Origin of the sequence: Duganella fentianensis (assembly GCF_009857835.1) — a bacterium.
Classification (GTDB): domain Bacteria; phylum Pseudomonadota; class Gammaproteobacteria; order Burkholderiales; family Burkholderiaceae_D; genus Rugamonas; species Rugamonas fentianensis.
The window spans coordinates 1,270,583-1,285,438 of sequence record NZ_WWCL01000001.1; the positions used below are offsets into that span (position 1 = coordinate 1,270,583).

Sequence of the window (14,856 nt, forward strand, 5' to 3'; positions counted from 1 at the left end):
AATTGTTTCAATGCGGAAATGAAAAAGAGAGCAAACGCTCTCTTTTTTTGTAACAAACTAGCCATTCCGCCTGAAAACCGCAGGGCAGGGCTGGCCTGCCCGCAAGCTTATTCGGCGGCCGGAGCGGCCGGCGCTACCGGCGTGGCGTGGAACGGAGTCAGCAGACCGACCATCTGGCCGAAGATTTTCGGGCTGGCGGCAATGATGTCGCCCTTGTACAGGTAGTCCGATTCACCGTTGAACTCGCCAACGATACCACCGGCTTCCGTCACCATCAGCGAACCGGCGGCGATATCCCATGGCTTCAGGCCTTTTTCGTAGAAGCCGTCCAGACGGCCCGAAGCGACGTAGGCCAGATCCAGCGCAGCGCTGCCGGGACGGCGCACGCCGTGGCAGCGTTCGGCCATGATGCCGTACATTTTCAGGTATTCGTCGAGCGCCTTGGCATTGCCGGCCACATAGCCGGTCGATAGCAGGGCGTTGGCGATGCGGTCCAGTTTGGTAACACGGATACGCTTGTCGTTCAGATAGGCGCCGCCGCCTTTGGTGGCGGTGAACAGGTCGTTGCGGACCGGATCGTAGATCACGGCCTGCGTGACCACGCCGCGCTGGGCCAGCGCGATCGAGATCGAGTACTGCGGGAAACCGTGCATGAAGTTGGTGGTGCCATCGAGCGGGTCGATGATCCAGGTGTATTCACTCTCGTCATGGGCGTTGGCGGAAGCGCCCGACTCTTCGGCCAGGAAAGCGTGCTCAGGATAGGCTTTGGACAGCACTTCGATGATCGCCTGCTCGGCGGCCTGATCGACATCGGTGACGAAATCCTTGTGGTTTTTCTCGTTGACGATCAGACGATCCAGATCGAACGAAGCGCGGTTGATGACCGCGGCGGCGCGGCGGGCGGCCTTCACCGCCGTGTTGAGCATAGGGTGCATGTAAGCTTTTTCCGTTAAAAGAACGCTAACGCCCAGCGGGGGCCTCAGCCTGCCCGGCAGCACGATAGAGTACAAGAGTGAATTAAAGAGCGGAGCGGCGCCGACAGGGTAAAATTCCGGAAAATCTTAGTATCGATACCGCGCAATAGCGCTATTTTAAATGAACCTGCCCGAAATCAACACGAATCTTTTCAAACGGCTGCGATTTATTCTGGTAGAAACTAGCCGTGCAGGCAATATTGGTGCTGTGGCAAGAGCCATGAAAACCATGGGTTTCACCGATCTGGTGCTGGTCACACCCCGTTTCGAAGGGGCGCTGGACGACCCCGAAGCCATCGCCTTTGCCAGCGGCGCCAGCGATATTCTCGCTTCGGCCCGGGTGGTCGGCAGCATGGCCGAAGCGCTGCAAGGCATTAATTTCGCGGCCGCCGTCTCGGCCCGTCTGCGCGAATACTCACCGCCCGTACTGACGCCGCGCGCGCTGGCCAGCCAGTTGCTGGCCCAGCCCGAGCTGCATGCGGCCTTGATCTTTGGCAATGAACGCTTCGGCCTGCCCAACGAGATCGTCGAGCAGTGCAATGTGCTCATCAATATTCCGGCCAATCCCGATTATTCCTCGCTCAACCTGTCGCAGGCGGCGCAGGTGCTGGCCTACGAATGCCGCATGGCCGCGCTGGACGGTGCCCCCAGCGTACGCCAGCCCGGCGGCGACGCCAACGATATCGGCTTTCAGGGCGAGGCGGCCAGCGTGGCCCAGATCGAAGGCATGTACCAGCATCTGGAACAGGCACTGGTCGAGATCGGCTTCCTCGACGCCAGCAATCCGCGCAAGCTGATGCCGCGCCTGAAGCGCATGTTTGCCCGGGCCCAGCTGGAACAGGAAGAGGTCAATATTCTGCGCGGCATTGCCCGCCACATGACAGGCCGGCGCCCGGCCGGCAGCGATAAATAGAACGTTCACTCTATTTTTGCTGACTCTGCGGTTAGTTGATTCACGTACACTAGTTAGACAAAAAAATAACCAGTAGGACGGAGACATGAGCAACCGCAGATCTTTTCTGAAGATAGGCGCTGCCGCGGCCATTACTTTGGCAGCGGGCGGGGCCATCTATCGCATGGTGACCCCGGCACCAGCGCCCCATCCCTTTGCCCTCGACGGTCAGGCCCGTGCGGCCCTGAACGCCATCATCCCCGTGCTGCTGGGCCCGCTGTTGCCGACCGAGGCCACGGCGCGCGCGCAGGCGCTGGCCGCCACGCTGGAACGCACCCATGGCGCCATACGTGGCCTGCCGCTGAGTACCCAGAAAGAAGTGCAGGACCTGTTCGGCCTGCTGGCACTGGCACCGGCACGGCGTCTGCTGGCCGGCGTCAGCGCCAGCTGGGAGCAGGCTGATCCGGCCGAAGTGGCGGACTTCCTGCAAAGCTGGCGTAGCCACCGGCTGGCCATGCTGCAGACGGCCTATCTGGCCCTGCACGATCTGGTGCTGGGCTCGTGGTATGCCGATCCATCTTCCTGGGCTGCCATCGGCTATCCCGGTCCGCGCAAGGAGTTGCTGAAATGAGCCGCACGAATATCCCGATTAATCAGACTAAGGCCCTGATTCCCGACCCGATACAGGCCGGGCTGGCCAGCGGCTGGCAGGTGACGGACGCCAGCCGGCTCGACACCGACCTGACGCTGGAAGCGGACGTGGTGGTGGTGGGCAGCGGCGCCGGTGGCGGCGTGACGGCGGAAATTCTGGCCCTGTCCGGCCTGCGCGTGCTGATCGTGGAAGAGGGGGCGTTGCATTCTTCCAACGATTTCAATATGAGCGAGGCGCAAGCCTACCCCCAGCTGTATCAGGAATCGGCCGCACGCAAGACGCGCGACAAGGCCATCAACATTCTGCAAGGGCGCACCGTGGGCGGCAGCACCACCGTCAACTGGACCAGCAGTTTCCGCACGCCCGATAGCACGCTGGGCTACTGGCAGCGCAAGTTCGGCCTGCATACCTACAGCACGCAAGCGCTGGCACCGTGGTTCGAACTGATGGAGCAGCGCCTCAACATCAGCGAATGGAATGTGCCGCCCAACGAAAACAATGACATCCTGCGGCGTGGCGCCAGCAAGCTGGGCATACCCACGGCGCTGATCCGGCGTAACGTCAACGGTTGCTGGAACCTCGGCTATTGCGGCATGGGCTGTCCCACCAATGCCAAGCAGTCGATGCTGATTACCACCATCCCTTCGGCGCTCAACCATGGCGCGGCACTGCTGACGCGGGCACGCGCCGAGCGGCTGGTGCTGCAGGGCGATAAGGCGGTGCAGCTGGACTGTCTGGCACTCGATGCGGCCGGTCTGGCGCCGACCGGGCGCAAGCTGACGCTGAAGGCGCGCCACTTCGTGGTGGCCGGTGGCGCCATCAACTCGCCGGCCCTGCTGATGCGCTCGGGTGCGCCGGACCCGCATGGCCTGCTGGGCAAGCGTACTTTCCTGCATCCGGTGGTGGTGTCGGCAGCCACCTTCGAGCAGCCCGTGAACAGTTTTTCCGGTGCGCCGCAAACCGTGTATTCCGACCACTTCCTGCACACCGAGGCCATTGACGGGCCTATCGGCTACAAGCTGGAAGTGCCGCCGCTGCACCCGCTGCTGCTGGCCACCACCAAGGCCGGCTTCGGCGCAGACCATGCGCACGATATGGCGCAGTTCCCCTACAAGCAGGCCACGCTGGCGCTGCTGCGCGACGGCTTCCACGCCGATGCACCGGGCGGCAGCGTCATCCTCGGCAGCGATGGCGCGCCCACGCTCGATTATCCGATCAGCGATTTCATCTGGGATGGGGCACGGCGCGCCTTGCTGACCATGGCGGAAATCCAGTTTGCCGCCGGTGCCAAAGATGTCGCGCCCGTGCATGAAGCCACGCCGCTATACCGCAGCTGGGCCGAAGCACAGGCCGGCATCAAGGCACTGCCCATGAAGCAGCTGGCCATGCGCGTGGTGTCGGCCCACGTGATGGGCGGCTGCGCCATGGCCGACGATGCGCGTCAGGGCGTGACGGCGGCCGATGGTCGCTATCAGGGACTAAGCAACGTATCGGTGCACGACGGTTCGCTATTCCCCACCTCGATCGGTGCCAATCCCCAGCTTTCCATCTATGGCATCGTGGCGCGGCTGGCCAGCACGCTGGCCGAACAGCTGAGCGGCAAACCGGCCGCGCGTCCGCTACGCAGCTGATTGCACGCCATTTCTCGAGTCGGGTTATGATGGCAGCATGATCCGACGCGTGGTGTTCCTCTTACTGGGTTTGCAGCTGGCAGCGGCCCTGATCGTCGCGGCCACGCTGCATAAATTCTGGCAGCCGGCCGGGCCGTTGTACTGGCAGTTGCTGCTCGAGCTGTGCTATCTGCTGCTGGGTGTAGCGCTGGTACTGGTACTGCGTCTGCTGATTTCGGCCAATAACTTCCGACTCAGCCTGCGCGACCAGCCTGCCGCACCCGTGCTGTCGCTACCGCGCTTGTGCATGCTGCTGGCGCACGAATACTGCTCCAACCTGAAAACCACCAGTTACGACATGCTGCATCCCGTGGGCCTGCAACTGCCGGCCGGACGGCATGGCTTGCCGGTGCTGCTGATACACGGCTATGGCTGCAACAGCGGTTACTGGCGTCCTTTGAGCGACCTGCTGAATCAGGCCGGCATCGCCCATCTGGGCGTGGATCTGGAACCACCGGGCGCGTCCATTGACGACTTTGCGCCGCAGGTGCGTAGCGCCATCGAACAGCTGTGCGCCGCGACGGGCCAGCAGCGCGTGGTGATTGTCGGGCATAGCATGGGGGGACTGGTGGCGCGGGCCTATCTGCGCCGCTACGGTGCCGATGCCGTGGCGCGCGTGATCACGCTGGGCACGCCGCATCAGGGCACGGCGCTGTCGCTGGCCCGTTACGGCATAGGCCAGAATGTGCAGCAAATGCTGTATGACAGCGAATGGCTGCGGACTTTGGCAGCCGGTGAGGCGAATCTGCAACGCGGCCTGTTCAGCACAATCTATACCTTGCATGACAATATCGTTGCGCCGGCGCAATCGGCGTTGCTGACTGGTGCGCGCCAGCTGGCGTTCGAGGGAATCGGCCATGTTGCACTGGGACGGCATGCGGAAACTCTGCCGCGTGTCATGGACGAAATTTTGACCGCCATACGCCCGTGACATTGTGTGAGTATTTTCGTTGACGGTTGCTGTATGTTGGTTAAGCTATAGCTAGCAGACAAAACAAGGTGCCACTATGCCTACTGATTTTGGTAGCTTGATACTCAATGAAACGCCGGATGCCGTCATCGTCACGACACTGGAGGGCGAGGTGGAGTGCTGGACCAATGGCGCGCAGGCCGTGTTCGGCTACACCCGCGAAGAAGCGCTGGGGCGCCGGCTGACCGAGTTGATCGTGCCACCCGGATTGCTGGACCAGGAGGCGGCAGTGATTGCCCAGACGCTCAGCAGCGGCTCGGCCAATTACGAATCCATGCGCCATGCCAAAGACGGTTCGCTGGTGTATGTCGATAGCAGTTCCAAACTGGTGCGCGACGCTACGGGCCAGCCTGAGCACATCCTGTGGAGCAAGAAGGACGTGACGGCACTCAAGGTGCTGCGCGACGCCAAGCTGGTGGAGGCGCGCTTCGACGGTCTGCTCGAATCGCTGCCGGATGCCATCCTGCTGGCCAATTCGGGCGGACGGGTGGTGCTGGCCAATCGTCAGGCCCATGCGCTATTCGGTTATCCGCAGGGCGCCATGCGCGGACTGCCGCTGGAACAGCTGATGCCGCCGCGTTTCCGTGGCCCCCATCTGCAGCACCGCAGCGAGTACATGAAGCAGCCGCAGGTCCGGCCCATGGGTTCGGGGCGCGATCTGTACGGGCTGCGCAGCGACGGCATGGAATTCCCCGTCGAGATCAGCCTCAGCCCTATCGTGACGGAAGAGGGCACGCTGATCATGAGTGCCATCCGCGACAACACGGAGCGCAAGCGCATCGAGCGTACGCTGCAGGAACAGAACACGGAACTGGCGCGTGCCAGCGCTGCCAAGGACCGCTTTCTAGCGGGTATGTCGCATGAATTGCGTACGCCCCTCAACGCCATCATAGGCTTCACCGGCACCATGCTGATGAAGCTGCCGGGGCCCATCAATGACGAGCAGGAAAAGCATTTGCGCACGGTGCAGAGCAGTGCCCGCCATCTGCTGTCGCTGATCAACGACCTGCTCGACCTGACCAAGATCGAAGCGGGCAAGCTGGAGCTGGAACTGGCGCCGCTACAGTGCCGCCAGCTGATCGATGAAGTGCTGCTGCTGTTCCGGCCGCAGGCGCGGCAGAAAGGGCTGGAGCTGGAATTCGTCAGCAGCGAAGACGACCTGACGGTGATGGCCGACCGCCGCGCGCTGCAGCAGATTCTGATGAATCTGGTACACAACGCCATCAAGTTCACCGAGCATGGCACGGTCAAGGTGAACCTCGATACGGCACAGGTGAGCGAGCGCGATTGCGTCACCATCAGCATCAGCGATACCGGCATAGGCATCGAAGCGGAAGACCGCGGCGCGCTGTTCCAGGCCTTTTCCCAGCTCGATGCGGGCAAGGTGCGGCAGTTCGAAGGAACGGGGCTGGGCCTGCACCTGAGCCAGCGGCTGGCTGCGCTGCTACAGGGCCAGATACTGTTCGATAGCGAATACGGCGTGGGCAGCACTTTTACGCTGGCCCTGCCCAGAGAATAGACCAGGAGGCAGCACGGTGACAGCACGGATCCTCATCATCGAAGACAATGCGACCAATCTGGAACTGATGGTCTATCTGTTGCGCGCCTACGGCCATAGCACCGTCAGCGCAAGCGATGGCGAAAGCGGGGTAGCGCTGGCACGCCAGCATCGTCCCGATCTGATCCTGTGCGATGTGCATCTGCCCAAGCTCGATGGCTATGGTGTGGTGGCGGCGCTCAAGGCCGATGCCACCATGCGCCATATTCCGCTGCTGGCCGTCACGGCGCTGGCCATGCTGGGCGACCGCGAAAAACTGCTGGCGGCCGGTTTCGACGGCTACATCGGCAAGCCGGTGGAGCCGGAACGTTTTGTCGGCCAGATCGAAGCGTTTCTGAAGCCGCGCGAACTGACCGCGGCCACCATTCTCATCGTGGATGACCACGTGCTCAACCGCGAATTCCTCATGACCCTGCTCGGCTATGACGGCCACCGCCTGCTGGAAGCGTGCAACGGCGTGGAAGCCTTGCGCATGGTCGAGGCCGAGCAGCCCGATCTGGTCATCTCCGACATCCTCATGCCCAGCATGGATGGCTATGAATTCGTCACCCGCCTGCATGCCAATCCGGCGACGGCCCAGGTGCCGGTGATTTTTTACACCGCCATCTACCGCGAACGCGAAGCCATGGCCGTGGCCCAGACCTGCGGCGTGCGCTGGGTGCTGCCCAAACCGTCCGATCCGGAAGTGATACGCCGCACCGTGCAGGAGGCGCTAGGCATGCAGGCCGAACTGGCGCCGGCACGGCATATGCCGGAGCCGCCGCTGGATGGCCGCTTCCACCATTTCGACGACAAGGTCGCCCAGTATCTGGATGAACTGGAGAACAGCAGCCGCCAGCTGTCGCGCATTGCCGACCAGTCGGGCGAAGTCGATAGCGCGGCGGCCGAACATCTGGAACGCATGACGCAGCGCCTCACCAGTTCGCTCTCCAGCCTGCAGGCCGTCAGCCTGCGCCTGACGGCACTGATAGAACTGGGCATAGAACTGGGCGCCGAGCGCGACCCCGGTGCGCTGATCGAAATCGGCTGCCGCGTGGCGCAGAATATCTGCGTGTCGAAATATGCCTGCATCGGCATGCTGGACGCCGAGGCCAGCGAACTCAGTTACTTTGCCAGCTGCGGTGCCGGCGTGCCGGCGCGGGCGCTGACCAAGGCGCCACGGGCCGGTGTGCTGCGCGGCCTGCTGGAATCGCGCCAGGCCTGCCGCCTCAACGATGTGAACGGCGATCCGGCCAGCGTAGGCTTGCCGGCCGAGCATCCGGCCGTGCATTCCTTCCTCGGCGTGCCGATTGCTTCGCACGAACGCGTGCATGGCTGGCTGTATCTGGTCGATAAGCTCGGTTCCGAGGGCTTTTCCGAAGTGGATGAAAGAGTGGCCGTGACGGTGGCGGCGCAGATTTCCGTGGCTTACGAAAACCTCGCGCTGTACGAAGAAATCAAGCAGCATCATGCCCAGCTGACGGCCGACATGAATGCCCGCATCCGTCTCGATGAAGACTTGCGCCGCTTCCGGCTGGCCATGGATGCCACGGCGGATGCCATCTTCCTGCTCGACCGCAGCACCATGAGCTTTGTCGATGTGAATGCCACGGCCTGCCGCATGCTGGGCTACGCGCGCGAAGATTTTTTGCGCGTGCATCCCGATGGCAGCGGGGTGGGCGAACTGGAGCCGCTGGAAGAGCTGTTCCGCAAGCTGCTCTCCGGCGAGCAGAGCGGCACCATGAGCGAACTGCAGCTGCATTGCCAGAATGGGGCGCTGCTGTCGGTGGAAGTGCAGCGCCGCACGCTGCGCTCGGGCTCGACGTGGATCATGGTGGCGGTGGCGCGCGATATCACCGAGCGCAAGGAGGCCGAGCAGCGCCTGCTCAAGCTGGCCCACTTCGATACGCTAACGGGGCTGCCCAACCGCAGCCAGTTCTACGATTCGCTGGGTCACTCGCTGCATCAGGCGGCCGAACATGGCTGGTCGCTGGCCGTGCTGTTCCTCGATGTGGACCGCTTCAAGAATGTCAACGATACGCTGGGCCATACGATAGGCGATGAACTGCTGCGCCAGTTCTCCAGCCGGCTGGTGGATTGTCTGCGCGTGCGCGACACCATAGGCCGCTTCGGTGGCGACGAATTTGCCGCCATCCTGATCCTGCCGGAAGGGCCGCAGGCGGCCGTGACGGTGGTGGACAAGATACGCGAATCGATGCGCCGTCCGTTCGATCTGCGCGGCCATGAAGTCACGCTGACGTCCAGCATAGGTATTTCCGTCTACCCCGATGATGGCGACGATCCCGACACCCTGATCCAGTATGCCGACACAGCCATGTACCGCGCCAAGGAAGCGGGGCGCGATGCCTTCCGCTTCTTCACGGCCGAGATGAATGCCCAGTCGATTGCCCGGCTGGATCTGGAAATCGCCTTGCGCCGCGCCATCGAGAATGAAGAATTCGTGCTGCATTTCCAGCCCAAGGTGAATATCGCCACGGGCCGCATCAGCGGTGCCGAAGCGCTGATCCGCTGGCGCCGGCCCGGCCACGGCATGGTGTCGCCGGCCCTGTTCATCCCTCTGCTGGAAGAGACGGGGCTGATCGTGCGGGTGGGGAACTGGGTGCTGCGCGAAGCCTGCCGCAAGATCGCCGAGTGGAGCCGGTCGGGCGTGGGCGCCGTGCACCTGTCGGTCAACGTGTCCGGCATCCAGTTCTTCGTGGGCGGGCTGGAAGAGGAAGTGCTGAAAGTGATGCGCGAATTTGATATCGCGCCCGAGTTGCTGGAGCTGGAGCTGACGGAAAGCTCGCTGATGTCGAATGCGGAAGAAACCATCACCGTGCTGCAGCACCTGAAAGCGCTGGGCATACGCATTTCCATCGACGATTTCGGTACCGGCTATTCCTCGCTGGCCTATCTGAAACGCTTCCCCATCGATAAGCTGAAGATCGACATTGCCTTCGTACGCGAAGTGACCAGCAATCCCGATGATGCCGCCATCGTGCTGGCCATCATCAATATGGCGCACAGCATGCAGCTGGAGGTGATCGCGGAAGGGGTGGAGAAAGATGCCCAGCTGGCCTATCTGCGCCGGCATAACTGCGACGAAATGCAGGGCTATCTGTTCAGCCGTCCGCTGCCGGAAGAAGAGTTCGAGCAGATGCTGCGTCAGGGCCAGTGTCTGCAGGCGCCGCAGGAAGTGGGCCTGGTCAGCCAGCCTACGCTGCTGATCGTCGATGACGATGCCTTCATGCTCGATGTGCTGTCGGACTTTCTGGCGCAGGACGGCTACCGCATCCTGACGGCGCAGACGGCGGCCGAAGGCTTCGACCTGCTGGCGCACAACCAGGTGCAGGTGATCCTGTGCGACCAGTGCATGCCGTCCATGAGCGGCACCGAATTCATGGAGCGGGTCAAGAATCTGGCACCCGATACTTTCCGCATCATGCTGTCGGCCTATACGGATCTGTCGCCCATCATGGAAGCCATCAACCATGGCGCCATCGACCGCTTCTATACCAAGCCGTGGCAGGGGACTGCGCTAAGAGAGAACATACGCGAAGGATTCCGTCTGCAGACCCAGCAGCACGGCACTGTGTTGCTGGCATCGCATTAGACCCATGGCTCTAGTTTTGCTGATTACAATAAAAAAATAATAACGCAAAACAACACGGGGACTTTCCATGATCAAGAAGTTGAAGCCGGAAGATGACGATCAGCGCATGGCCGATGCCATGCACATGTCGTCGCAGGAAATCTGGCAGGCCGGCCTGCACGCCTTTGCCAAAGCGCAGGAAGAGGGCGGCAAGATGTTTTCCATGCAAGTATTCGAAGAGCGCGTGCTGCGTGCCCTCAGTGCCATCGGCGTGCCCACGGCGGCTGAAGTGGCGCAGCTGCAGGCGCGCGTGGATGAACTGAGCGCCCAGCTGGCTGCCCTGCAGGCCAGCCATGCCGAGCGCTCGTCTGCACGCTGACAATATTTCTAACTTCGCGGTAACGGTGTTATGCTTGCAGGAGAATAAACAGAGGTTTCCTTGCTATGCTACAAAAAGCACCCCGCCGTACCCGCGAACGCATACTCGAGCTGTCGCTGCGCTTATTTAATGAATTTGGCGAACCGAATATCACGACCACCGTGATCGCTGAAGAAATGAATATCTCGCCGGGGAATCTGTACTACCATTTCCGCAACAAGGATGACATCGTCAATTCCATCTTCGTGCAGTTCGAGGCGGAGATCAACCGCATACTGACGGTGCCGGACGGGCGCCGCTCGAATATCGAAGACGTGTGGCTGTATCTGCACCTGATGTTCGAGCTGATCTGGCGCTACCGCTTCTTCTACCGCGACCTTAACGACCTGCTGTCGCGTAACCGCAAGCTGGAGCTGCACTTTAAGCAGATTCTGGCGCACAAGATCAAGGTCGCCAAGCAGCTGTGCGAAGACTTGCGCAGCGAAAAATCGCTGGAAGCGTCGGATACGGCGATCGACGCCATGGCCACCAATATGGTGGTGGTGGCGACTTACTGGCTGTCGTATGAATATGTGCGCAATCCGCGCAAATATAGCGAGCAGCAGTCGATGGCCGATGCGCTGGCCCGCGGCTGCTATCAGGTGCTGTCGCAGATCGGCCCTTATCTGCGCAACGAGACCAGTTTGCTGTTCCAGAAACTGTCCGAAGAATATCTGAAGAAACTCAAGTAGGCCGACCCGTATGGCGTGGACCCCTTTCCCGTATCCCGATCCCGCCTATGTGCAGACGCCGGAAACTCTGGCGCGCCTGTGGCCGCGCCTGCATGCGGGTGACCGCGAGCCCTGGCCCGATAATCCCAAGCTGGTGCAGGCCTGGATCGCCTTCCATGCGGGCGAGTTCGAACATGCGGCCCGCATCGGGCTCGATGTCGGCGTGCCCGGTTACTCGGTAGCACACAAGGCCATCTGCATCTATGCCCAGTATCTGGAACCGAGCCTGATGAAGAAGCTGGCCACCTTCGAATGCGTGGCCGAACGCTGCGAGCGCCAGCAGCAGGAGCAGCCCGATAATCCGGCCGGCTTTTACTGGCACGCCTATGCGCTGGGCCAGTATTCGCAAGGCATCTCGGTGGTCAAGGCGCTGGCCCAGGGGCTGGGCGCCAAGGTGCGCGGCAGTCTGGAAACCACGCTCGCGCTGGCGCCCCAGCGCGCCGATGCACAGGTGGCGCTGGGCATCTACCATGCCGAAATTCTCGACAAGGTGGGCGCGCTGCTGGGCGGCCTGACCTACGGGGTGAAAAAGGAAGAAAGTTATGCTGCGTTCGAACGGGCGCTGGCCCTGACCCCGGACTCGGCTATCGTCAAAGTGCGCTATGCGCGGGCCTTGCAGATGCTGGACGGAAAACGCAAACTGGCCGAAGCGCGTGCCCTGTATCAGGCCGCCGCGCGCTGCGTTGCACTCGACGCGCTGGAGCGGCTCGATGCCGATCTGGTAAGACGTCAACTGAATGAGGAAGAAGAGATTTGAAAGCGATTTGTGTGTATTGCGGTGCCAATCCCGGCCATGATGCCCGCTATGCGGAAGCTGCCCGTGCACTGGGACGGGCCATGGTGGAACAGAATCTGGCACTGGTGTACGGTGGCGGCAATGTCGGCCTGATGGGCGTGATAGCCGACGAAGTGCTCAAGCATGGCGGCGAAGTGACGGGCGTGATTCCCACCGCGCTGGTCGAGCGCGAAGTGGGCCATACCGGCCTGACGCGCCAGTTCATCGTCAAGGATATGCATGAACGCAAAGCCATGATGGCCAGCCTGGCCGATGGTTTCATTGCCATGCCGGGCGGCATGGGCACGCTGGAAGAACTGTTCGAAATGCTGACCTGGTCGCAGCTGGGCATACACCGCAAGCCGGTCGGCCTGCTGAATGTGGCGGGCTTTTACGACCAGCTGGCTGGCTTTATCAGTCACGCCAGCGCGCAAGGCTTTATCCGCCCCGAGCATGTGGGGCTGATGCAGATCGAAGCGGAACCTCAGCGCTTGCTGGCACGCCTGAAAACTCCCGACGTGTAAGCACGCCGTACGGCGGGCGCGTAGCGCTACACGCGCGGCGCCCTCAGGTCCATAATTTCTCGCCCTGGTTGTCGAGGTGAGTCAGGTAGAGGCGCAAATCGAACTCGTACTGGTGGTAGTTCGGTTCCATGTGCGTGCACAGCTGGTAGAACGCCTTGTCGTGCTGCTTTTCCTTCAGGTGGGCCAGCTCGTGCACGGCGATCATGGTGAGGAATTCCATAGGCACGGCCTTGAACATGGTGGCGACGCGGATTTCATGCTTGGCCTTGAGCTTGCCACCCTGGACGCGGGCGATGGCCGTATGCAGGCCTAGCGCATGGTTGATCACGTGGATCTTGCTATCGTATTCCACCTTGTTGACCGGTTCCGCATTGCGCAGATAGGCGCTGCGCAGTTCCTGCACATAGTTGTACAGCGCCTTGTCGGTGCGGTAGTCGTGTGCCTTGCCGTAGCGGCTGTTGAGTACAGCGGCCAGCTTGTCCTGCGCGATCAGTTGCGCTACCTGGCTCTGGGTCTGTTCGGAATAGGCACTCAGGTACTTCAGGCGGGACATGGGGCGGACCAGAAATCATCGAGGCGTGAATGTACCACAGCCGCCGGGGCTGGCGCTAAAAGCACGGTTTTTTCAATCGCTATATAATCGCGTATATTACGATTCTTGCCATAGGAGAACACATGTCCCGCCCTCGATTGAAGTTGGCTTGCGCAGCAGTCCTGAGTTTGGCTTTGACGCCCGTCTGGGCCGCTGATCTGATGGTGTCGGCCGCTGCCAGCCTCAGTAATGCCTTCAAGGAAATCGGTTCGGCTTACGAAAAGCAGCACGCCGGCGATAAAGTGCAGTTCAACTTTGCGGCCTCGGACCCACTGGTGCAGCAGATCGCCAAGGGGGCGCCAGTCGATGTGTTTGCTTCCGCCGATCAGGAGGCTATGGATAAGGCGGAAGGCCTGAAGCTGCTGGCGGCAGCGAGCCGGCGCAACTTCGCCAGCAATACCCTGGTGCTGATCCGGCCGGGCGATAGTAAAGTCGCGCTGGGTGGTGTACGCGATCTGGCTCAGGCGGCGGTACAACGTATCGCCATCGGGAATCCCGCCAGCGTGCCGGCAGGCCGCTACACGCAGCATGCCATGGAGCAGGCCGGCTTGTGGAACGGGATCAGTAACAAGCTGATCTACGGCACTTCGGTGCGCCAGTGTCTCGATTACGTGGCCAGAGGCGAGGTCGATGCCGGCTTTGTCTATGCCACGGATGCGGCGCTGTTCAAAGATAGGGTACAGGTGGTGGCCACGGTGCCGACGGAAACGCCGGTGACCTATCCGATCGCCGTGATCGCTGGCAGTGCGCAGCCTCAGGCTGCACGCCAGTTTGTCGAGTTCGTGCAATCGGCGTCAGGGCAGGCCATCCTGCTCCGTTACGGTTTCGGTCGGCCGTAAATGCTGGCGAGTTTGATGGCCGAGCCTGCCTGGATCGCGTTGCGCCTGTCGCTCAAGGTGGCGCTGTGGGCTACCCTGATCGATCTGGTGCTGGGCGTGGCATTAGGCTATCTGCTGGCACGCAAACGCTTTGTCGGGCGCGAACTGCTGGATGCCTTGCTGACCTTGCCGATGGTGATGCCGCCGACCGTGCTCGGCTATTACCTGCTGGTGCTGATAGGCCGCCATGGTCCGCTCGGTGCGTTCTTGCAGCAAGTGCTGGGCATACAGCTGATCTTTACCTGGCAGGCCGCCGTTATCGCTGCGGCCGTGGTGGCATTTCCGCTGGTGCTGAAGGGCGCGCGGGCAGCGTTCGAGGCGGTCGATACGCAGCTGGAACAGGCGGCCTATGTGCTGGGCTTGTCGCCGTTCGCGGTGTTTTTGCGGGTCACGCTGCCACTGGCCTGGCGTGGCGTGCTAGGCGGGACCTTGCTGGCGTTTGCCCGTTCCATGGGCGAATTTGGCGCCACCCTGATGGTGGCGGGCAGCATACCCGGTAAAACCCAGACGCTGTCGATCGCCGTGTACGAAGCCGTGCAGGCGGGGCAGGACGATACGGCCAATCTGCTGGTGCTGATTACTTCTCTGGTTTGTATCGTGGTGCTGGTCAGTGCCAACAAACTGACGCCGAACCGAACCTCGCAGGCCTGA

General features: G+C 61.8%; 14 protein-coding genes. 12 read left to right on the forward strand and 2 right to left on the reverse strand.

Annotated elements, in window-relative coordinates; all coding sequences use genetic code 11:
- Positions 1–107 precede the first annotated feature (107 nt).
- Complete coding sequence (locus GTP23_RS05510) at positions 108–926, reverse strand: inositol monophosphatase family protein (protein WP_161034644.1); 819 nt, start codon at positions 924–926, stop codon at positions 108–110.
- A 169-nt stretch (positions 927–1,095) separates the two neighbouring features.
- Between GTP23_RS05510 and GTP23_RS05515 the strand changes: the two genes are divergently transcribed.
- The 10 genes from GTP23_RS05515 (at position 1,096) to GTP23_RS05560 (ending at position 12,735) form a co-directional block, all read left to right on the forward strand.
- Positions 1,096–1,887 (forward strand): RNA methyltransferase, encoded by a 792-nt coding sequence (locus tag GTP23_RS05515; RefSeq protein ID WP_161034193.1) that lies wholly within the window; start codon positions 1,096–1,098, stop codon positions 1,885–1,887.
- Positions 1,888–1,972: 85 nt separating this feature from the next.
- Positions 1,973–2,497, forward strand: a complete 525-nt coding sequence (locus GTP23_RS05520; protein ID WP_161034194.1) for a twin-arginine translocation signal domain-containing protein — start codon at positions 1,973–1,975, stop codon at positions 2,495–2,497.
- Entirely contained in the window at positions 2,494–4,149 is a 1,656-nt protein-coding gene (locus GTP23_RS05525) for a GMC family oxidoreductase (RefSeq protein WP_161034195.1), read from the forward strand. Before GTP23_RS05520 ends, GTP23_RS05525 begins: the two co-directional genes overlap by 4 nt.
- A gap of 37 nt (positions 4,150–4,186) precedes the next feature.
- Positions 4,187–5,119, forward strand: coding sequence for an esterase/lipase family protein (locus GTP23_RS05530; RefSeq protein ID WP_161034196.1), 933 nt, complete (start codon positions 4,187–4,189; stop codon positions 5,117–5,119).
- Between the two features lie 76 nt (positions 5,120–5,195).
- Positions 5,196–6,677: a PAS domain-containing sensor histidine kinase gene (locus GTP23_RS05535; RefSeq protein WP_161034197.1), complete on the forward strand. Its 1,482-nt coding sequence runs from the start codon at positions 5,196–5,198 to the stop codon at positions 6,675–6,677.
- Positions 6,678–6,693: 16 nt separating this feature from the next.
- The gene (locus tag GTP23_RS05540) at positions 6,694–10,308 is read left to right on the forward strand and encodes an EAL domain-containing protein (protein WP_161034198.1); all 3,615 of its coding nucleotides are present in this window, start codon (positions 6,694–6,696) and stop codon (positions 10,306–10,308) included.
- 67 nt (positions 10,309–10,375) lie between these two features.
- Complete coding sequence (locus GTP23_RS05545; RefSeq protein WP_161034199.1) at positions 10,376–10,666, forward strand: phasin family protein; 291 nt, start codon at positions 10,376–10,378, stop codon at positions 10,664–10,666.
- 65 nt (positions 10,667–10,731) lie between these two features.
- The gene (locus GTP23_RS05550; protein WP_155433533.1) at positions 10,732–11,397 is read left to right on the forward strand and encodes a TetR/AcrR family transcriptional regulator; all 666 of its coding nucleotides are present in this window, start codon (positions 10,732–10,734) and stop codon (positions 11,395–11,397) included.
- A gap of 10 nt (positions 11,398–11,407) precedes the next feature.
- Positions 11,408–12,193: a tetratricopeptide repeat protein gene (locus tag GTP23_RS05555; RefSeq protein WP_161034200.1), complete on the forward strand. Its 786-nt coding sequence runs from the start codon at positions 11,408–11,410 to the stop codon at positions 12,191–12,193.
- Entirely contained in the window at positions 12,190–12,735 is a 546-nt protein-coding gene (locus GTP23_RS05560) for an LOG family protein (protein WP_161034201.1), read from the forward strand. The genes GTP23_RS05555 and GTP23_RS05560 overlap by 4 nt, the downstream gene beginning before the upstream one ends.
- A 43-nt stretch (positions 12,736–12,778) precedes the next feature.
- On the opposite strand, the gene GTP23_RS05565 is transcribed toward GTP23_RS05560, so the two are convergent.
- Positions 12,779–13,288, reverse strand: a complete 510-nt coding sequence (locus GTP23_RS05565) for a M48 family metallopeptidase (protein WP_161034202.1) — start codon at positions 13,286–13,288, stop codon at positions 12,779–12,781.
- A 122-nt stretch (positions 13,289–13,410) separates the two neighbouring features.
- Here GTP23_RS05565 and modA point away from each other — a divergent pair, with 122 nt between their 5' ends.
- A complete protein-coding gene (gene modA, locus GTP23_RS05570; protein WP_161034203.1) occupies positions 13,411–14,166 on the forward strand; it encodes a molybdate ABC transporter substrate-binding protein in 756 nt (251 codons plus the stop codon).
- Positions 14,167–14,181: 15 nt separating this feature from the next.
- Positions 14,182–14,856, forward strand: coding sequence for a molybdate ABC transporter permease subunit (modB, locus tag GTP23_RS05575; protein ID WP_155433539.1), 675 nt, complete (start codon positions 14,182–14,184; stop codon positions 14,854–14,856).